Source organism: Leuconostoc litchii (assembly GCF_008107645.1).
In the GTDB taxonomy this organism is placed as follows: Bacteria; Bacillota; Bacilli; order Lactobacillales; family Lactobacillaceae; genus Leuconostoc; species Leuconostoc litchii.
Window position 1 is genome coordinate 32,761 of the sequence record NZ_SDGY01000005.1, and the last position, 19,502, is coordinate 52,262.

The window sequence follows — 19,502 nt, forward strand, 5'->3', positions numbered from 1 at the left end:
AATCAATTGATTCGACCTTTTTTGTTTACAGATATGCTTTTGTTTTTTCAGCAATTGCATCGGCAGACTTTTGCAACAGTGCCTGCTCTTCGTCAGTGAGCTGTAGGTCAAACTCAGCTGTTATACCGTCACGTCCAATAACAGCCGGCGTAGAAATATACCCTTTGAATTGATTATCATAATGAGAAACAATCGCTTCTCGGTGTGCGTCAGATAGGACTAGTTTAGCGAGGGAAACAGCGGCATGAGCGATGGCAAAGTTAGTATACTTTTTACCAGCAAAAACAGTAAAACCACCAACACGTGCTGCTTCTGCAACATGATTCAAGTCAATATTGTATAGTTTAACTAACTCTGTTATGTTTTTACCGAGTGCGCTAACTGTAGACCAAGCTGCGAATTGTGAATCACCATGTTCACCAAGCATGTAGCCATTGATACCGCGAGGATCAATAGCCAATGTGTCACCAAGTGCACGCTTCAAACGGGCAGTATCTAAATAAGTTCCAGTACCAAAAACTTGGTTTGTTGGCAATCCAGTTGCTTTTTGATAAATGCCAGTAATCACATCTACAGGATTTGAAATGACAATTAAGACACCGTTGAAACCAGCATTTTTCAAGTCGGAACCAACTTGTTGCACTTCTGGGGTGTTAGCTTTTAATTCTGTAAAACGATCTCCACCGGGTTTGATAAGATCGATATGACCAAGTGCAGAGATAATCACATCTGCATCAGCTAAATCTTTGATTGTACCCGTGTGCACATTAACATGATGATCTAATAGACTAGCTGCATCACGAAAATCAAGTTCTTCAGATGCTAGTTTTTCGGGTTTTTTGTCTACTAAGACCAATTCATCTGCTAAGCCTTGAGCAATAATAATGTGTGCAACAGTTACGCCAACATGACCAATGCCGACAACGCCTATTTTTCTCATGTGAGTACCTCGTTAATTTATTATGTGTTATAAATTAGATTATACACATAATAAGTGAAAATGAAAACAGTATTAGTATCTTAGTAGGATACTAATACTGTTTTTGAGCGCAAGGAATTAACTGACAAAGTACCTTAAAATTGTATTTTCATCCAATGCTTTTTTTTCTTCATCACGAACATCAAGGACAATATTGCCTGCATTCATAATAATGAGCCGATTGCCGTACTTTAAAGCATCTGCTAAATTATGTGTAATCATTAGTGCTGTTAATTTATGTTTAGTTACCTGTTCATTGGTGGCTTGCATCAATTGTTCAGAAGTTTTTGGATCCAATGCTGCTGTATGCTCGTCTAGTAATAATAATTCAGGTTTAACACGAGTAGCCATCAAAAAACTTAAAGCTTGACGTTGGCCACCTGATAAATCACCAGTAGCGGTGTTTAAACGACTATCGAGATTATTACCCATTACTTTTGTTAACGTTGCATATTCTGTTAATTTTTTTTGTGTTAATCCACGGCCATGTAATGTACGTTTACTACCACGTTTTTCAGCAAGTAATAAGTTTTCGGCCACTGTCATTCTTGGCGCTGTACCCATTTTGGGATCTTGAAAGACGCGAGCAATGTAATTTGTGCGTTTGACGGCTGTTTCATGAGCAATATTGTGCCCATTATGCAAAATTTCTCCGGAAGAAATGGATAAATTACCAGCTATAGTATTAAATAGTGTTGATTTACCAGCACCATTTGTACCTAATACTGTAATGAAATCTCCGTCATAAATGTCAAAATTCACTGATTTTAATATTTGGACGCCATCACCGACTGTGACAACGACATTTTTAAGGGAAAATACGGAATTAGTCATGTGGCGTAATACCTTTCTTAATCATTTTGTCGAGTTGGAAAGCATGTCTTAATTGAGGAAGAATCATAGCAATGGCCAATACAATAGCTGAAATGAGATTGACATCGTTGGTAGAAAAACCAAGCTTAAGGACGGCTAATAATACTAGACGGTATAATATAGAACCAATAATTACAGCGACTAAACGCTCGTTCAAAGTTAATTCACCAAAGACAACTTCACCAATAATAATTGAAGCTAACGCAATAACAATAATACCAATTCCCATATTAATGTCGGCATAACCGTTATTTTGAGCAATAATAGCGCCACCAAAGGCAATAAGACCGTTTGATAACATGAGACCCATGATGGTCATACGATCTGTTTGAATTCCAATCGATTGTGCCATAATCGGATTATCTCCAGTAGCAATAAAAGCTTGACCTAATTCAGTTTGTAAGAAAAAAATTAGTCCTACTGTAATAATGGTAATGACCGTGAAACCAAGAAATACAGAATCAAAGTATTTTGGTAAATGTTGCAATATTTTAATTGAGAAGATGGACCTTTGGTCTAGTAGTGAGATATTTGCTGACCCCATGATACGAAGGTTAATAGAAAGTGAGGCGGTCATAACTAAAATTCCGGCCAGTAAGATTGGAATTTTTCCTTTGGTATAAAGTAATCCTGTGATTAAACCAGCAATTGTGCCAATAAAAAATGCAGCTAATGTTGCAATGAAAGGGTTGACCCCATGAGCAATCATAGCAACAGCCGTTGATGCACCTAAAGGGAATGAACCTTCAACTGTCATGTCTGGAAAATTTAAAATTCTAAATGTTAGAAATAGTGCGATGCCAAGAATAGCCCACAAGAGACCTTGCCCAATACTAGATACTATCATACTCATTTGAAGACCTCTCCTTTAGTTTCTGCTTCATGAACCATACTTTTTGGTAATGTTAAACCGAGTAACTTAGCCTGTTTTAGATTAATGGTCATATCACCCTCAGTAATGGTCTTAACTGAATAAGTGGCTGTACTTTTACCCTTTAAAACTTTTCCAGCCATGATACCGGCTTGATAACCAATATTGTACTGGCTAACAGACATGGTTGCGATACCGCCATCCTTTACCATTGTATCTACAGCAGGAATGACAGGTATTTTGTCTTGATTTGTTACATTAATCAATGTTTTCATGGCGCTAGCAACACCATTATCTTGTGGTGCGTAAACAACATCTACTTGGCTGGCCATCGTTTCAGCAATTTGTTGCATATCGTTGGTTGTCGAAATCGTGTACATTTTAACATTATAGCCAGCATTTTTAGCAATTTTTTCCATGTTCTTAGCGTTATATTCACCACCGTGATCGGATGTGGTGTAAATAATGCCTAGTGTTTTTGCCTTTGGAACGACTTGTTTGATGACATTTAAGTGTTGCTGCAGAGGTGAATCACCAGAAACCCCTGTAATATTACGACCAGGTCGCTTGGTTGTCTTGACTAGGCCTGATCCGGCTGGATCTGTAATACCAGCAAGAATGACAGGAGTATTTCCATCAGCTGTTTTGGCTAATGATAAAGCGGCAGGAGTAGCAATACCAATTGTCAAATCCGCATTTTCGTTAGCAAATTTTTGTGACATTGTTTTAAGATTAGACTGATCGGCTTGGGCATTTTGGTAATCAATTTTAATTTTTTTACCCGAGTAACCTTCTGATTTTAAACCATCCACAACACCCTTGTGAATTTGATCTAGGGCTGGATGTGTTACCAATTGTAAGATTCCCACAGTAGGAACGTATGATGTGGCGTTTTTTTTGCTGGTTGGTTGACTAGTAACGATAAAGGCAACAGCTAGAAAGGCAACAATAACTGTAATTGTGGTTAAAAGACGTTTATTCATAATGTTCTCCAAATTTTCTCTAAAATAAAAATAACCTTGGTTCGCCACACAGGGTTCTCCAAGGTCAAAAGAAAAGTCTGCACGGCATGTTCCCATACAGACTCGATTGTTACAAAAAATAGCCGGTATGGATAAAACGAATGTTTTAAACATCAGCTTTATCCGTTACCGAAAAGCTGACTTTACCGACGCCACCAGGCATTGTTAAGTTGTGCAACTAATTTTTTCATGTTTATCTCCGAATAGTTTATGAATTAAGAATACTAAGAATTTGATGAGTTGTCAATAACTTTTTCAAAACAAAAGCGTGTCAATATGAGTTCTTTTAAAATAGTATGGAACGCCTAAAGTTTCGTTCATAAGAAAAGCTGACAAAATCAGCAATATTTATGAATATAATAAAGACAAAATTGGTATGCTCACTGTCAACATGGGTCAACCACAAGGAATTCATATGAATAATTTAGTAGGATTATTGCGTAGCATGCTTAAAGTAGTTAGTACCCTGTTTTTAATCTTAGATAATCTAGATGGTATGTGGTAATTCGCCAATTATCTGGCACTATTGGCAATTATTTTTTTATTTTAGCGTATTCATTTACCAATTATTAAGGAATTAGCTTAGATTAAGGAATTAGCTTAGCCTCAAGAATAGTTTCCTAAAATAATTAAAAAAAGTGTATCATATTTCTACTCATTGGAAAATTGTATGTAAGTTACGTCATTTTACAAAAAGGTTGCTCTTACATATTGATGTGCAATTCATAACACAGGTGTTCTGGTACTCAATGCAAATAAAAATATTCATGTGAGTATATTGCCCTGTTATTACATAGCGACTAGCTTATTAGTGAATAGTAGATAGAGCATTGATTGTTACATGACACCTACAAACAGTAAATTATTTACCTATTTTTGGAATACAAAGTAGCGTATTTTATAGCATATCATGGTAGTCACGTACGAAACACTCTAATGATCTTATTAAACCAAATGTTGCGAAATCACCATATCACAGTCAATATATTTTAAACTAGATAGATGAATAGTAATTTGATGAGATAGACCGAAAAAGAGACAACGTAGAAATACCGAGGGAGCATATTTAACGCTTAATTCTGTTTTAGAGAAAATATTGGGAGTCTTTGTTGATGAAAGTGACAGAATGATTACCTTGTGGATTAATGACATTAGGCTATTGACTTAAATGGTAATAATTACTATAATTAAGGATAATTATTACTATTTAATGAAAAGGAAACTAATAATGCCAGAAAAGAATGATTTAAGTAGTGCATATCGACGATTAAAAAGTCCGAATGCTAAGACAAGAGACCGTGCTTTGAAATTATTGAAAGAAATCAAGGCTAAAAAGTCACAAAAAAGTAAATAGTTGTTTAATACGTGAAAATGTACCGATGTTCTATTCTTGTAACTGTGTCTAGGAATCAAAAAACCGTATCGACTTTTATCCAAGGGCAATACGGTTTTTTGATTGTGTGCTCTATTGCTGAATCAAGATGTTTTTAATGTGAGAAATCCAAGTGCTTTTTCCGGTTATGATACTAACGGTTCCAGTTTGCCCATAATGAATATTTTGATAGTCGTTTGGACGTAAGTTTAATATTGCACTGACCTGATAAAAATTACCGTCTTTTGTTGTAATAGGATTAGCAGGAATACTTGTAATATTTCCTGGTATCACCATGTGTTTGCTATTTTTTTCTGTTAAATGATAACGTATTGGTTGATTTTCCACTATCTGTGAAATTTCATTTGCAGAGATATAAAAACTAACTTTTAAGTCGGGAATTTTTTTGAGATTTGGATATATTTGTGCAACATTAGTTCCTTGAGGGATGTTAGTTAATTTTGTTTTATTGACTAGTAAATTGACCGTACCGGATTCAGTAGCGATGATAGTATTTTTGTCACTTGTTTCTGTTGCAGCGTGTTGTATTTTGGTTTGTTCAATTTCTTGATTAAGCGTTTCTAATTCTTTGGTAATAGAAGCTAGTTGTTGTGATTTTAGTTCGCTGAGCTTGTTTGTGAGCACGTCCTCCGCTAAATTGATGGAAGAAAAACCGGCATATTGTGTCTCATAGCTAGTTAACGCATCACTTATTGAATCTATTTGTTGTTGAATACTAATCACAGTTTCTTTTTTTAGTTTATCTACCTGTGAAGAGAGTAACTCTTTTGTTTGATTTTGGTAGTCTAAGAAGGTGTCGTAGTGGGAATTTTTAGGTGATAGGCTTGTATTATTTACTATGGCATTAATCAAGTCTCGATAGTGACTAAGTTCTGAATTTTTCTTATTTATAGCTTCTGATATAGTCGTTTTTTGCTGGTTGATACGGTCTTGATCATTAACTTGTTGCTGATGGTCTATCGTCAGACTTTGACGTTGAGAAAGATAACTTTGGTATGAAGTGGAACAACCATAGTTATCGTCATCAGTAAATAGATTTTGATTCTGTTTTATGCTGTCTTTATAGACTGTGAGTGCTTGTACATGTTTTTGCAGATTTTTAAGCGCTGATTTTTGTAATTGTAAATTGGTATCTGATTCAGTATTCTGATATTGAATCAGAATATCTCCAGCAGTGATTTCCTTTTTTGTAAGCAATTCATTTTTAATGATGGGATTATTACTTGTTGATTGTATCGTTCTAAGTATTTTGATTGGTGCTATCTCTCCGGTGCTTTTAATAACTGTTTCTTTATGAGTAAGGCAAGCAAGCAAAATAAGCAAGACCAAAAGAATAAGTGTTGGAAAAATAATGAGTGTTGTGAAGTTTTGATATCTTTTAGTATAAAATTCTGAGCTTTCTAAAAGCTTTTCGTTGAACATAGTTGTACCCCCCATTATTAATTCTTTACAAGATGATCGTATTTTGATTTTTTATGTATAAGTTCAGCATGGCTACCATCTTCACTGATGATCCCTTTTTCAAGCAGAATAACGCGTTGGACTTTTTCAGCAATAGTCAGGCGATGTGCAATAAAAATGATTGTTTTATTTTTAAGAGATAATAAATTATCAATAATCTTTTTTTCAGTTGCGACATCAAGATTACTGGTTGATTCATCCAAAATAAGTATTTGAGAATTACTAAGGAGGGCTCTAGCTAAAGCGATACGCTGTTTTTGGCCTCCAGACATGCCGCCTTCCTCTGAAATTTCAGTTTGATAACTTTGTGGCATATTTTCGATGTCATCTTTAATGTCAGCAAGCTCAACAGCATGTAGGATGTCTTCTTGTGTTGTATTTTCACGAGCACCTAGTGTTAAATTATCTAATATGCTTCCAGTAAATATGTATGGATTTTGTGGTAGATAAAGAATATGTTGTCTTAAATTTTGGCGTTGAACGTGTTTAATGTTTTGTTCACCAATAAAAATGTTTCCAGCACTAGGCGATATAAAGTTAACAAGTAGTTTGGCTAATGTTGATTTACCAGAACCACTAACACCGACCAGAGCAATTTTTTCACCAAAGGGAATCTTAATTGAAAAGTGGTGTAATATGTTTTTTTGATAACCGTATTGATAGCTGACGTCATCAACTGTAATGTTATAAGGGTTGTTATGATGAAGTTCCTGTGATTCTGACTTTTTAAACTCTGATTTTACAAGATATACTTCGTTTAGGCGTCTGTTAGCAACCGTTGCCGTTTGTAATTTCGCCTGCAAATTAATAATATTTTGGAAAGGTTCAGTGAAGTAGCCTAGTAATGCATTATAAGTAACTAACTGACCGACACTAATTTGATTATTAATCACTAGCTTGGCGCCCAACCATAAAACGAGCACATTGATAATGAGTTGAGTTGCCTGTTTAATACTATTTTGAATAGCTTCGCTTTTTTGATGGGCAAAGGATTTTTTTAAATAATCAACAAATTCACGATCAATTTTTTGATAGCTTGTCTTCTCGCTTGTCAAAGATTTTATGGTTTCAATACCATTGATGTCTTCAATAATAGATGAGCTTAGCGTTGCATTACTTGCCATCTGTTCTTGATTCAATCGTTCAAATGGCTTCATGAAACAATAGACAATTAAGAAGTAGATAGGGAAAGAGATTAGAGATAGTAGAAAAAGTTTTGTATTTTGAATTGCTAAGACGCTGCCAACAATTATCGTGATACCTAAATCTAAAAAAAGTGAGAGAATTGTATTTGCCATCGCATCAATAATGGTGTTGGCGTCATTAAAACGCGTTACAATTTCACCTGTTCGGCGTGTGGCAAAGAAATTAACAGGCAGCTCGAACAAGTGCCGTATGTATGATAGTATGACTTCAATCGATAATCGTTGCCCCATAATAGTTAACAGATAGGTACGAGCAAAACTAAGTAGCTGTTGTAACACATAGGTGGCAATGAGTCCTAATGAAACAACGGTTAATGTGTTAGACATAGCACTAGGAATATAAGCATCAATCACTAGTTGCATATAATAAGAACCAGCGATACTAATTAAAGTGACTAGCAAAGAAGCGACGACAATATTAGCAATTAATCCTTTTTGTCGACTAATAATTGGCAGAAAGGATAGGATACTGTTTTTATTTTCTTTAAAAGGTTTATATCTTGGTGAAGGCGACATGAACAATGCTACACCAGTCCACTCTTTAGAGAATTCTTGTAACTTCATTGCGGTTTTAGCAACTGTTGGATCTGGATCTGCAATGATAACTTTGTTTTTAGTGAATCCGTACACTACATAATAATGTAAATATTGACCTTTTTTCTCAACATGAGCGATGAACGGCAAAGGTAAATCTTTCATGTTGAACAAGGTAAGGTCAGCTTGAATTGGACGGACATCCATATTAAATGATTCAGCGGCCTTCACTAAGCCTAGCGCCGTTGTCCCCGATAAGGAGGTTTGACAGCGTTCACGAATATTAGCTAATGAAACATCTGAACCATGGCGCTTTAAAATCATGGCTAGTGCTGCTACGCCACAATCCTTTTCTTCAAGTTGTGATATATAATGAAACTTTCTCATACTTATGCGCTCCTATAAGAGTAACTTTAAAAGTTTATTTTATAGTGAGAATGGCATTTTGTTATTAATTGATCATAATTGGTTGTTATTTTGTGTTGAATGGTGGACTTTTAACCATTCAATGTAACCAAATGATCATTTAGTGGATGATGTGTTCATTATTCATTCATTGTTGTATATTTAATGTATTCGTTGCGCAACAATAGAAAGAAGCTATTGTTATAATGTGAAATAAGTTCGGAGTACTTTTAAAATTAAACCGAACAATTGAACAAAAATTTTGTGGATCTTTCAGGGATAATTGACTAAAATCAACTATAAAGATTTTTCATTTATAAATTAAAAGTATTGTCTATTTTATTATTATCATGTATAACACTTCACATGGAATGTTTTATTTAAAGGAGAGTTTATGAACTCACAATCATTCACTAGTTTGTCTGAATTTGAAACTATTGATAACGGGCAGCTTGAACAAATTGAAGGTGGTATCTTCCCACTCATCATCGGCGGGGTAGTTATTACCAAGGGAGCGGTTATAACAGGTGGTTTATTAGCGGGAGCAGGAGCAGGAGCATATGTTGGATATAAAGCAAAGAAAAATGGATAGTTTTAAAACTTTGGATCACTCAGAACTTTCTGAAGTTGTTGGTGGCGCTGTAGTCCTGAAGGTGGCTGCTGGTATGGGTGGTGCTTTTGCGGCTGGATATACTATTGGATACGCGCTCACAAAGAAAAAGTAAGGTAAATAAATTATGACTATAACAAGCAGAAGCGTTTTAAAGATTTTTAGTTTGATATTTGTTATTTTACTTAGTGTTACTGCATTGCTCATATATACTAATATCATTGATAGTATCAAAAATTTTTATATATTATACATTTTGTCATTGCTTGCTTTATACTTTAGTTGGACTTGAAAATTAGAATGAGCTTATGTTGCGAATAACTGCGATGTAAGTTCTTTTTTTGGAAATAAATTAATTTTGTCAATTTTATTGAGCAATTAAGAATAGTAAAAATATGCTCTTAAGAAATTAAATTATATCCTACAAATAGACGGACATGATTGTGGTGTAGACGCCCTAGCTAGGGTTTTGGTTAAGTATATGGGTATCGTTAAGACTGTCAATGTTTTAAAATTTGAAAACTATGTTTATTCAAGAGGGTTTGGGTTTATTTGATAAAAAATTATCCTATCCCTTTATTGCTCATTTCGTAAACTAGAAAAGCACCACCATTATCATTGCTTCTGGTTGTTATTTTGTGCTGAATGGTGGACTTTTAACCGTTTGACATTTCAACATGACTACTCGTTTCATTTATCTATAGAAATACAACAAGTTAGTTGTATATTTAGTTCTATCATTGCGCAGCGGTTAAGGAATTAAATGATATGGAATTAGAAAGCATTAATGGTGGTTGGTCACCACAAGGTTTTGCCATTTCATTTGTACTTGGAGGGGCAGTGGATGTTGGTGCCTATTCAATATATCAATCTGGTATGGACCAAGGATATCGAAATAATAAAAAATAGAATTAGATTTATTTAGGAGGGTAGTACGTATGGTATTATTTAAGGAATTAAGCAACAAGGAATTAGTAAATGTAAATGGGGGGAGTAGTCCCAGTAGCTGTAGTTTTGGGTATCCCAACATTAGCACTTGGAATATACCAGGCTGGATATGCGGCAGGAAAAGACAGATCCCAAGCTGGCTTACACCGATGAAATATCTACTGTTGTTTTTACAGTGTTTAATATTTACCGCTTTATGTTTATTGGTAATATTAATAGGTTTAAGTGATCAACATCGTTTTGGAGCGGTATCATATCATACTATGAATAATATGTTTGTTTTGTTGATGCTTCTCCAGTTTGCATTATTTTTAATACCCAATAAATTATTAGGTGCATTCGAAAACAGTTTGTTCGGATATTTGAGAAAAAAATCATTATGGAAAATTGTTGTATGGACAGGAATAAGTGGTGGCATATTGTCGTTGAAGGAAATAGTTTGTAACAAAATTTAAATTCATATATCTTACAACAAGGATTAAGATGTTTGCGAAACTCTTAATAAATGGACTTTTATGGCGTGGAGAAATCCATGATTTTTTTTTGCAGTAAAATTGGTAGTAAGCAATTATTCAAATAGTCACTCCAAGGTTAGCTATAAATTGCTTTTGAATGTAACATGAACGGCTGTTAACACTCTGTAGATGGATCAAATCGACCTTTTACTACCCTAAAATAGCCACTGACCTTAATTATGTATATATTGTTAATAAATTTTTGTATACTCGAATTATTCGTTGCGCAACGATAAAAAAATATGGGACTAGGAGAAGAGTCATGGATAACTATCTGGGATTAAGTAACTTTAAAGAGTTGAATTCTGAAGAATTACTGGAGTCAGGAGGAATAGCTCCTCTGATTGTAGCTGGTTTATGGATCGCTGGAGGAGTTGGCGGTGCTGGAGTTGCGGGCTTCGCTATCGGAGCGACGGCTGGGTACATTGCTAATAAAAAGTGAGGAGAATAAGAAAATGAAAGAATTGAATACATTTGCTAATTTATCAACAGAAGAAATGAAAAATATTCATGGTGGAATTATTCCTGTTAGTCCGAGTACTGTTAAGTGGTATTGCGCTGCAGTTGGTGGCGCCTTTGTGTGGGGATATGATGAAGGATATCAATTTGGGAAGGATTTGGCTAAATAATAATCATGACAGATGATACGAACGCTGCAATAGCATTAGGAGCATTTATACTATATTTTGTCATTGCAGCACTACGTTTTTTTACAGATGCCGGTATCTTAAATATTATTTCTGCAAGAGACTTAGAGCAAGCATCTCACTTTTTGCTAATGATAACTTTTGTTAATTTGATTGTATGGCCATTAAAAAAAGACAGTAAATTTTCTATTCTTCGGTAAATAGTATTAGATAGTTGTCTTTTATTGCATAAAATACTATTTTATATAATCCAATTGTAAAAAGAACAATCACATTACTTATTCAAATTAGACAGATGGCAAGAAAGTATATGGTTATTATAGGGAAAAACATATCAAAAATTCTCAGGTTACTGCATTATTGTTAGTGATGTACTGCTGGGAAATTATTAATTTTAGGTATTGCATATCATACACAAAAAATAAAAAAGTTGGGTTCACTGAGATGTTAACAGTGAACCCAACTTTTTTAGTCACAGGAGATTTCTTAATGCTTTTATTTTTCTTCTGGAAATTAGACAAGTCAGTTGATTATGAAGGATAATTTCATTATTGACTTTATCAATTTGCTCAATTTTATTAATATTTACAAGATAGGAACGATGACTACGGAATAATCGATCGTCCATCGCTTCGATATCTTGTAGTCGACCTGTAAACTGGATACGTTTATTTTTACTCACTAGAGCAATTTTTCGTTCGCTCGATATTGTTTCAAAAAATAGAATATCATTGAAGGGTATCTGAAAATGGCATTGTGAGGTATTGTAGTGAAATAAGTCTAGCGGTTTATCTTGATGATTTTTTTCTACAATATGAGTTAGGCATTCTTTTAATTGTTGCTTAAAATCATTTGATGATTGCGTCTTATCTATAAAGTCCAGTGCAGATATATGATATTGGAAGGTAAGTGGCAAAAATTCAGAATGAGTCGTAACAAAAATAATAGCAGCATATGGATCATGTTTTCTAATTTCTTTGGCTACCTGAAACCCCTTTTTATCTGATCCTTTGATCTCAATATCGAGAAAATATATGTGATGTGTTCCATTACTAAGTAAGTGCTGTGATAATTGTTCTGGTTTTGAGTAAGTGTTAATCTTTTGGCATGACCAATTGTTTTCTTGGACTAATTCGATTAAGTAGCGTCGCAATTTTTGTTGCTGTATGATATCATCTTCTAAAATATTTATGTGCATGAAATTTATCCTTGTGTAATTAATGTCTGTCGGAATTGATAATTGCTGTGTTCGGTTTCTATACGTGCTTGTTCATAATCACTCAAGATATGCTGCATATTGCTCAGCCCAATGCCACGATTAGTCCCTTTGCTAGTTACACCATCTTGAAAAATATGACCGATATTGATAAATTTTTGGTTAGTGGAATTTTCAATAATGAGGCGATGCTCCTGTTTAATATTATCTGCAATAAATGCAATGTTAATAAAAGCTTTTGAGCATGTTTCGCTGGCTTCAATAGCATTGTCCAATAAAATACCCAGCATACGAATATAATCAAAAACATCAATGTGGCAAGTTGACCAGTTCTTTTCGATTTCAAATTTTACATGAATACCGTTTTCTAGTGCTAAAATAATTTTGTTTGATAGAACACTTTTGATAGCAGGGATGTCAATCTTTGTTAATGCCCCTAAGGTGTGATTGCCATGATTTAATACATTCGGGGAGTTTTTTAATACATCTTCATATATAGAGCGAATCTGATTAATATCACCAGCTTGTATACTTGTTTCTAAGCTGACGATTAGGTTGGCATAATCGTGACGAAAGCCATTGATGCTTTTATAGAGATCCTCGATTTGTGTTGTATAGGTTGTTAAATGATCTAGTTGCTGTTGCTTTTGCTGTGCTAATTGAAAGTTGAAATAGTTTTGGGTAGTATTCTTAAGATAAACTAATAATGATATTAAACTAATAACAAAGAACATATTAACAGCGTTTTTATATGAAGTGTTATTAAATTGGTGTGTTAATAAATATAACAATAGGCTAATAGACAATAATGAGTTGATTAATTTCAAGCGATTGCTTTTTTGTAAATGTTGGTTTTTTCGTATAATTTCTAGATTTGGTGCAATCAGTTTGATTACACCAAATTGTACAATACCTATGAATATTGGTGTTATTATTGTATCGTAAATAGCTATGATATTGTTTTCTAAGAAGTATGATAATCCAAGCCACTTATCTAGTGATTGAATGATGACCCCGAAGGTTGACACGGATACAACGGTATATAGAGCGTAAAAGGTGATAAGGTTAAGATTTTGTTTTCCTTTGTTCAGTGAGACGTTAAGCAACATTAGAATAAAGATGTGTATTATCCGAGCTGGGATACCTAATAATGCCGTTGTCAGCAGTTCAGTCGAGATAAACAGCAGGTAAATTTTAAAGCTTATTTTAGTTTTACTTATAGTGCAAAACATGATAAATTCAATACTTGATAAACTACAAAATCCCAGTAGAATGTGAGTAATTGATAAAATGTACATAATTATCTCCCTAAATTATATTTACATTTTACATTAAAAGATAAACGTTTACCACAAAGATTTATTTTTTAACCATTCAAAACAAATTAGTAACCGTTTATGAATATATTCTTGTGATAAAACAATATAACAAGGAAAATATTAGTGGTACTAAAAATAATTTGAAGGAGGAAAATATGGTATTTTTAAGTCAATTTGAAAAATTAAGCTGTAATGAATTACGAAATATTGAAGGCGGAGATTGGATAAAATTTTTAAATAATAGGTTAAATAATCAGGGCCATATTCTGAGATGACAAGTTAATAGTTTGATTTTGCCATAATTATATTTGTTATGGATGAGCCCAATAATTTGGATTTCTATCTATCCAAATTATTGGGTCTTTTATTATGTACCTATTGTTGTCACAATAACTGTTTCATATCACTCTTTAAACTAGTATAATATCCAGTATATATTATAATTCAGCACACAAAAATGGGAAGATTATGAAAAAAATATTATCTATAGGTGGGTCAGACACTAGTGGTGGTGGCGGCATACAAGCGGACATTAAAACATTTGAACGATATAACAAATTTAATATAGTGGCGATTGAAAATATTGTTACTATGTCTCCGAACACATGGGGTGTAAAACAATATCCAACACCGAATCAAGTATTTTCCGCTCAATTGCAAACGTCGTTAGCGGTAGATCTAGCAGGCATTAAAATTGGTATGATTTCAAATATGGATAATTTTAATACACTGATTGACTATCTTGAGACTGCCAATTTTGGAATGTTATTAGTAGATCCAGTGATGGTAACAAAAGTTGCAATCAACAACGATCAAATGGTTAATCTAGAAACATATAAAAAACAGCTACTATCTAAAGCTGATATTATTACACCAAATGTTTTAGAAGCTGCTATGCTGACCAATGTTCCAGCTATTACTAATATTTCCGAAATGAAAATAGCCGCTAAAAAACTATATAGTGGTGGTATCAAGTATGTTGTGATTAAATCAGGCAATCGTTTTGCTGATCATGTAGCCACTGATTTATTGTATGATGGGGCGAAATTTGAACTCTTTCAGCGTGAAACGATAGATACTAATTTTAATCATGGCGCAGGATGTACATTTTCTGCAGCGATATTGGCTAATCTTGTTGAAAATAAGCCGATTATTGAGGCTGTTCAAGAAGCAAAAGAGTTTACGTTCCAAACGATTGATCGGTCTATTAAACTAAATAAATTTGTTGGTCATGTTTGGCAAGGAGATAACAATTATGAAACAACACAATAGTACTATAATCAGTATCGTTTTGGTTGCATTATTTACAAGTATTACATTTGTAGCTACAAGTATACAAGTACCTATGCCAGCTCTGATAGGTAAACCGTTTGTCCATCTAGGTAATTCAGCTGTCTTATTGTCTGTATTATTACTGGGATACAAACGTGGAGCTCTTGCAGGTGGATTTGGATTAGCTTCATTTGATATTTTCCATGGTTATGCCGTGGAAGCACCATATTATTTTTTTGAGTGTTTTGTTGTGGGTGGTGTTGCAATATATGTATTTTCACTTGTTCATTATAAACAACATAGTACGAATATTAAATTAATCATTGTAATTCTTGCAGCTGTTTTTTCTAAATTAGTAATGACAACGGGGCATAATTTTGTTATAAGTTTGATCAAAGGGATGACCTTACAACCAGCTATTATAGCTACAGTGTCTGCTTTATTCCCAACAATAATAAATTGCTTGACGACTTTGATTGTTGTGTTTATTGTTTATCGAGTATTAGTGACACAATTCAATCAACTAATGACAAAAAATAATTTTAGCTAAAGTAACTTAGGAATAGTTGCGAGCACAGCAACTAAAACGATACAATTACGATCACAATATCAGGTATACTAACATCGTCATGTGAGTGGCAAAAAACATGTTAGGAATAATAATACGTATGAAACTTTTCAAAAATTTACACAATTACGTGAAAGAAAATTATGAAAGTGGTAAATATCAAGCTGCTGAGCAAACATATCAAAGTACGTCAGTTGATGACTATCAATTAGGATACAAACAAGCAGAATTTGACTATAAAAACAATCATACATTTCAAAAATTCCCTTCAGCAACAATTCAGTTAGTAAATGATATCACAGACAATAAAGCAATTGAAATATCAAAATTTATCAGTGGTTATGAAGCCGCTAAGAGAGAGATTCTCGCAAGATAAAGGTACAATAAACATCAGGGGATGAACTATGACTAAATCTGAATTTTTATGTGCAGACATTGATGATTTGAAAAACACATATGATTTTATTGTGATTGGTTCGGGGCTAACAGGTATGACAGCCGCTATTCAAGCAAAAGAACTTGGTTTAGACGTTATCATCCTCGAAAAACTTAGTAATTTAGGTGGTAATTCTATGCGAGCTTCAACTGGCATGAACGCTGTTGAAACTTTAACACAACTGAATCACCATGTTGTTGATTCACAAGAGTCATTTTATTGCGATACATTGGTTGGTGGTAAAGGAAGTAATGATAGGACGTTGTTATCATACTTTGTGAGACATACTGAATCAGCAATTGAATGGTTAGCACATCATAATATTGAATTAGACGATATCACTTCCACGGGAGGAATGTCAAAAAAACGTGCCCATCGACCATCAAATGCATCAGCAATAGGGAGCTATTTAGTAAAAGGGCTACAGAAACAAATTATTGCCAGAAAAATACCCCTATTTAATCAAACAAAAGTATTATCTTTACTTAAGACCGATGGTAATGTATCAGGTGTGGCAATTGAACATCCGAAAGGCGGAAAAAAATTAATCAAATCTAAAGCGGTTTTAATTGCTAGTGGTGGTTTTGCGCACAATTATGAGATGATAGCAAAGTTAGCACCAAATTTATTAAATCTACCTACAACAAACCACCCAGGAGCAATGGGAGATGGGATAAAATTGGCAACCAGTGTAGGAGCTAAATTAATAGATATGGATAAAATTCAAGTCCATCCGACTGCGAGACAGGAAGCCGGGCATGTCTATTTAATTGGTGAGGGATTACGTGGTGCAGGAGCTATTTTAATTAATCATAAGGGACAGCGTTTTGTTAACGAAATGTCTACGCGCGATACAGTTACAAAAGCCATTAATGACCTGCATCAAGATGGTGTGGCTTTAGTATTTGATCAAGAGATTCGAAACGCCTTTAAAGCAGTCGAATTCTATGACGCTATGCATTTAATTTTGTCAGGAAATACATTAGATGAGTTAGCAGAAAAATTAAATGTGAGTTCGATTAGTTTTTCAGAAACGATCCGTATATGGAATAACGCTCAAAAAAGCTCAAAGGATGTTATGTTTGGTCGTCAAACGGCTATGGAACGAGGGATTACGAAACCTCCTTACTATGCAATCCATATAAAACCAGCAATCCATTACACGATGGGCGGAATAAAAATTAATAGTTTAACTGAGGTCTTAGATGACAAAGGCGAACCCATACCCGGCTTGTTTGCTGCAGGTGAAGTGACAGGTGGATTACACGGTGATAACCGAATGGGTGGGAACTCTATTGCAGAAACAGTAGTGTTTGGTCGTCAAGCAGGCCAACAAGCGGCTAAATTAATTTTAAAGTTATAAGATAACGTCGTCTTATAAATAAGTAGTAACTAAAAAACTATTGTCTCATTAATTTCTGAGACAGTAGTTTTTTTATGATGCAACCGAGCGTTGCGACCTGCGCAGCTAAAGAGATACAACTATTAACGATTTTTTATGGTCAAAAAATCTTATTTACGTATAATAAAATCTGTGCACAGCATATTGAGAGGAACTTAAACATGGAAAATATATTTAGTGATCAGCTAACAATGTTACGCCAAAAGAAAAGCTTGTCACAGGAAATTATTGCGCAGAAATTATTTGTTTCACGGCAATCAGTCTCCAAATGGGAACGCGGTGATGCTGAACCAGACATAGATAAATTAATTGCCTTAGCTGACATTTTTGGTGTGGATTTAAATTATTTATTGGCAGGGCAACAAAGTTCGAAAGAATTGTTGTTAAAACTTATAGCAGTAAATAAAAAATTTCAGAATCCAGTGTTGCGTGGTGTGAATCTAACGATATACGGACGAGACCGTATTGCCTTATTAGGAAGTAATGGTTCCGGCAAATCTACTATTGTAAATATTATTGAGGGAACATTGCCGACCGACAGCGGTCAAGTAGAAAAATATTTTGATGCTAAAGACGATTTAAACGTTATGCCACAAGAAAATGTGTTGATAGAGTCTCTTCGTTTAGAAGAACACATAGTACTTTCTGCTAGTATACAGCGTGTGTATTCAAAACAGATTGTTCATGATCTATTAGAAAAATTTCAGTTAAAGGCGCAAGCAAATATAAAAATTAGTCACTTATCCGGTGGTCAAAAAAGGCGGTTGGCCTTGTTATTGAGTGTTATACGCACTTCCAAACTATTAATTTTAGATGAACCAACTGTGGGAATGGATTTGGAATCAATAGATTTTTTTTGGAATTATATGGATCATATAGGTGGTAGTGTTTTGACAATTACGCACGATTTTAATCAAATTGATCGATATTTTAACCGCGTGTTGTTACTGAAAAATGGTGTGATTTGGAAAGATGAGACGGTTGCTAAGATACACTCCAATAACCAAACAATTGAAGAGTGGTATCGAAAATATAACCGAAATGAAGGTGAAATAATATGATCAAGTACATAGAATTAAAAAACACATTTCGCAATCGTCGATTTATTTTATTCACAATAATTACGCCTGTTATGTGGTATCTTTTTATGATTAGTATGTCAAAATCCGCTGGATTTTTTACGCAACGGTATTCAAGTGTTTGGTGGGTAGCTTCTTGCGTCATGGGTATTATGGGAAATTCGGTTATTACGTTTGGGAAGACGATTAATAATAGTCAAAAATTTTATTTTTTACAAGCCAAAACTTCACACTACGATATTAAAAACTGGATGATTGATCAAATGCTAATTCAGTTGGTTTTGAATCTACTCATTGCCTGTACTGTAACGATTTGTGCTATAGGGATGCAAACAATTAATCTAAATCTTAATTTTTTGATTGAAATGATTATATGCCAGGTGATAGGTTTATACCTCTGTTTGATAGGATTTGTTATTGGTATAGTTGCTGACAGTAAGCTATTGGAAACATTATCTTTCCCAATTATGGTTTTCTTTGCATTATTAATCGTTCCTTTTAATACTTGGACCACAGGAACATTAGTCAGTATTATTAGTGCAATTCAAAAGTTTTTTCCAGGTTATTATTTATTCAAGATTACTCAAGAATTGACTAATGGATATAATATTTTTCCAGCATTAACGCAGTTGTTTGGGACGATTATTTTGAGTGGGATTCCATTGGTCGCATTTGTTTGGTTACATTTACGGAAGAAAACTAATTAAATTATAAATGCAATTCAAAAGTGCGCTTTGCAAATTGAAA

General features: G+C 34.0%; 21 protein-coding genes and 1 pseudogene. 14 read left to right on the top strand and 8 right to left on the bottom strand.

Features of this window, described 5'->3' with window-relative positions:
• Positions 1-25: 25 nt before the first annotated feature.
• The 4 genes from ESZ47_RS07140 to trpX form a co-directional block, all read right to left on the bottom strand.
• A complete protein-coding gene (locus tag ESZ47_RS07140) occupies positions 26-940 on the bottom strand; it encodes a lactate/malate family dehydrogenase (protein ID WP_148606106.1) in 915 nt (304 codons plus the stop codon).
• Positions 941-1,057: 117 nt separating this feature from the next.
• The gene (locus ESZ47_RS07145; RefSeq protein WP_148606108.1) at positions 1,058-1,813 is read right to left on the bottom strand and encodes an ABC transporter ATP-binding protein; all 756 of its coding nucleotides are present in this window, start codon (positions 1,811-1,813) and stop codon (positions 1,058-1,060) included.
• Positions 1,806-2,705 (bottom strand): ABC transporter permease, encoded by a 900-nt coding sequence (locus tag ESZ47_RS07150; protein WP_148606110.1) that lies wholly within the window; start codon positions 2,703-2,705, stop codon positions 1,806-1,808. Before ESZ47_RS07150 ends, ESZ47_RS07145 begins: the two co-directional genes overlap by 8 nt.
• On the bottom strand, positions 2,702-3,706 hold the full coding sequence (gene trpX / locus ESZ47_RS07155; RefSeq protein WP_148606112.1) for a tryptophan ABC transporter substrate-binding protein: 1,005 nt from the start codon (positions 3,704-3,706) through the stop codon (positions 2,702-2,704). Before trpX ends, ESZ47_RS07150 begins: the two co-directional genes overlap by 4 nt.
• Positions 3,707-4,973: 1,267 nt before the next feature.
• Between trpX and ESZ47_RS09320 the strand changes: the two genes are divergently transcribed.
• A complete protein-coding gene (locus ESZ47_RS09320; RefSeq protein ID WP_161595281.1) occupies positions 4,974-5,099 on the top strand; it encodes a putative metal homeostasis protein in 126 nt (41 codons plus the stop codon).
• 111 nt (positions 5,100-5,210) lie between these two features.
• Here ESZ47_RS09320 and ESZ47_RS07160 read toward each other — a convergent pair whose 3' ends face one another.
• Positions 5,211-6,560 (bottom strand): bacteriocin secretion accessory protein, encoded by a 1,350-nt coding sequence (locus tag ESZ47_RS07160; RefSeq protein ID WP_148606113.1) that lies wholly within the window; start codon positions 6,558-6,560, stop codon positions 5,211-5,213.
• Between the two features lie 17 nt (positions 6,561-6,577).
• Positions 6,578-8,725 (bottom strand): peptide cleavage/export ABC transporter, encoded by a 2,148-nt coding sequence (locus tag ESZ47_RS07165; protein ID WP_148606115.1) that lies wholly within the window; start codon positions 8,723-8,725, stop codon positions 6,578-6,580.
• 412 nt (positions 8,726-9,137) lie between these two features.
• On the opposite strand from ESZ47_RS07165, the gene ESZ47_RS07170 reads away from it, so the two are divergent.
• The 7 genes and pseudogenes from ESZ47_RS07170 to ESZ47_RS07205 all read left to right on the top strand — a co-directional run bounded on the left by ESZ47_RS07170 (position 9,138) and on the right by ESZ47_RS07205 (position 11,663).
• Complete coding sequence (locus ESZ47_RS07170) at positions 9,138-9,335, top strand: ComC/BlpC family leader-containing pheromone/bacteriocin (RefSeq protein WP_148606117.1); 198 nt, start codon at positions 9,138-9,140, stop codon at positions 9,333-9,335.
• On the top strand, positions 9,328-9,468 hold the full coding sequence (locus ESZ47_RS07175) for a Blp family class II bacteriocin (protein WP_148606119.1): 141 nt from the start codon (positions 9,328-9,330) through the stop codon (positions 9,466-9,468). The genes ESZ47_RS07170 and ESZ47_RS07175 overlap by 8 nt, the downstream gene beginning before the upstream one ends.
• A gap of 650 nt (positions 9,469-10,118) precedes the next feature.
• Positions 10,119-10,262, top strand: a pseudogene (locus ESZ47_RS07180) (class IIb bacteriocin, lactobin A/cerein 7B family); the annotation flags it as partial.
• Between the two features lie 29 nt (positions 10,263-10,291).
• Positions 10,292-10,756, top strand: coding sequence for a hypothetical protein (locus ESZ47_RS07190; RefSeq protein ID WP_244307572.1), 465 nt, complete (start codon positions 10,292-10,294; stop codon positions 10,754-10,756).
• Between the two features lie 322 nt (positions 10,757-11,078).
• Positions 11,079-11,258, top strand: a complete 180-nt coding sequence (locus ESZ47_RS07195) for a class IIb bacteriocin, lactobin A/cerein 7B family (protein WP_072612883.1) — start codon at positions 11,079-11,081, stop codon at positions 11,256-11,258.
• A gap of 13 nt (positions 11,259-11,271) precedes the next feature.
• Positions 11,272-11,445, top strand: a complete 174-nt coding sequence (locus ESZ47_RS07200; protein ID WP_148606124.1) for a class IIb bacteriocin, lactobin A/cerein 7B family — start codon at positions 11,272-11,274, stop codon at positions 11,443-11,445.
• 5 nt (positions 11,446-11,450) lie between these two features.
• A complete protein-coding gene (locus ESZ47_RS07205) occupies positions 11,451-11,663 on the top strand; it encodes a hypothetical protein (RefSeq protein WP_148606126.1) in 213 nt (70 codons plus the stop codon).
• Positions 11,664-11,935: 272 nt separating this feature from the next.
• Here ESZ47_RS07205 and ESZ47_RS07210 read toward each other — a convergent pair whose 3' ends face one another.
• Together ESZ47_RS07210 and ESZ47_RS07215 are read right to left on the bottom strand one after the other, a co-directional pair.
• Positions 11,936-12,661 (bottom strand): LytR/AlgR family response regulator transcription factor, encoded by a 726-nt coding sequence (locus ESZ47_RS07210; protein ID WP_148606128.1) that lies wholly within the window; start codon positions 12,659-12,661, stop codon positions 11,936-11,938.
• Between the two features lie 5 nt (positions 12,662-12,666).
• The gene (locus tag ESZ47_RS07215) at positions 12,667-13,977 is read right to left on the bottom strand and encodes a GHKL domain-containing protein (protein WP_148606130.1); all 1,311 of its coding nucleotides are present in this window, start codon (positions 13,975-13,977) and stop codon (positions 12,667-12,669) included.
• A 489-nt stretch (positions 13,978-14,466) separates the two neighbouring features.
• On the opposite strand from ESZ47_RS07215, the gene ESZ47_RS07220 reads away from it, so the two are divergent.
• The 6 genes from ESZ47_RS07220 (at position 14,467) to ESZ47_RS07245 (ending at position 19,462) form a co-directional block, all read left to right on the top strand.
• On the top strand, positions 14,467-15,270 hold the full coding sequence (locus ESZ47_RS07220; protein WP_148606132.1) for a hydroxymethylpyrimidine/phosphomethylpyrimidine kinase: 804 nt from the start codon (positions 14,467-14,469) through the stop codon (positions 15,268-15,270).
• Positions 15,254-15,820: an ECF transporter S component gene (locus ESZ47_RS07225; RefSeq protein ID WP_148606134.1), complete on the top strand. Its 567-nt coding sequence runs from the start codon at positions 15,254-15,256 to the stop codon at positions 15,818-15,820. The genes ESZ47_RS07220 and ESZ47_RS07225 overlap by 17 nt, the downstream gene beginning before the upstream one ends.
• 118 nt (positions 15,821-15,938) lie before the next feature.
• Positions 15,939-16,214 (top strand): hypothetical protein, encoded by a 276-nt coding sequence (locus ESZ47_RS07230; protein WP_148606136.1) that lies wholly within the window; start codon positions 15,939-15,941, stop codon positions 16,212-16,214.
• A 28-nt stretch (positions 16,215-16,242) separates the two neighbouring features.
• Positions 16,243-17,637: a flavocytochrome c gene (locus tag ESZ47_RS07235; RefSeq protein WP_148606137.1), complete on the top strand. Its 1,395-nt coding sequence runs from the start codon at positions 16,243-16,245 to the stop codon at positions 17,635-17,637.
• Positions 17,638-17,837: 200 nt separating this feature from the next.
• On the top strand, positions 17,838-18,737 hold the full coding sequence (locus ESZ47_RS07240) for an XRE family transcriptional regulator (RefSeq protein WP_148606139.1): 900 nt from the start codon (positions 17,838-17,840) through the stop codon (positions 18,735-18,737).
• Positions 18,734-19,462, top strand: coding sequence for a hypothetical protein (locus tag ESZ47_RS07245; RefSeq protein ID WP_148606141.1), 729 nt, complete (start codon positions 18,734-18,736; stop codon positions 19,460-19,462). Before ESZ47_RS07240 ends, ESZ47_RS07245 begins: the two co-directional genes overlap by 4 nt.
• Positions 19,463-19,502 lie beyond the last annotated feature (40 nt).